The organism is Effusibacillus consociatus, from assembly GCF_042652925.1.
Lineage (GTDB): Bacteria > Bacillota > Bacilli > Tumebacillales > Effusibacillaceae > Effusibacillus > Effusibacillus consociatus.
Genome location: NZ_JBHSHC010000169.1, coordinates 1 through 660, shown reverse-complemented (window position 1 = coordinate 660; position 660 = coordinate 1). Strand labels below are relative to the sequence as shown.

The window sequence follows — 660 nt, the reverse complement described above, 5'->3', positions numbered from 1 at the left end:
ACTCAAATCCGGTCAGGATCTCATAGTTGACCAGCAGGCGGCGACGACGGAAACCGAATCCGTCAACCGTTCCAGTCAACACGGCTTTACGCGCGGCGCAACTTACTACGGGAGGAAATAACCATGCTGAACGAAACGACCATGAACAAGCTCATCAGTATGCGACTCAGCGTGATGGCGGAATCTCTTCGGGAGCAAATGCAGACGCCCTCTTACGCCACACTGTCCTTTGAAGAACGGCTCGGATTACTCGTGGATGCAGAATGGGCCAGACGCAAGAACAATCAACTGGACCGACTCATCAAAAAGGCGACATTTCGCTATCCTAATGCCTGCGTCGAAGACATTGAATATCATGCGGATCGGAAATTGGACCAAGCGCAAATCTTACGTTTATCCACCGGCAATTTTATTCACGAGAAACATAATGTCATCCTCATGGGAGCATCCGGTGCCGGGAAAACCTACATCGGCTGCGCGCTCGGTATTTCTGCCTGCCGTCATTTTCTAGCTACCAAGTACATCCGTTTGCCGGAACTGCTGACCGACCTGGCGATTGCCCGGGGAGATGGGACATATAAGAAAGTGATCGCTCAGTACAAGAAAGTTCGCCTGTTGATCATTGACGAGTGGTTACTCGTTTCGCTAACGATGACCGAA

The 660-nt window shown here is 50.9% G+C and carries 1 protein-coding gene; it reads left to right on the top strand.

The annotated features are described in order from the left end of the window. Window positions 1-123: 123 nt before the first annotated feature. The coding region (locus tag ACFO8Q_RS23805; RefSeq protein ID WP_380029865.1) for an ATP-binding protein at window positions 124-660 on the top strand (537 nt) is incomplete at its 3' end.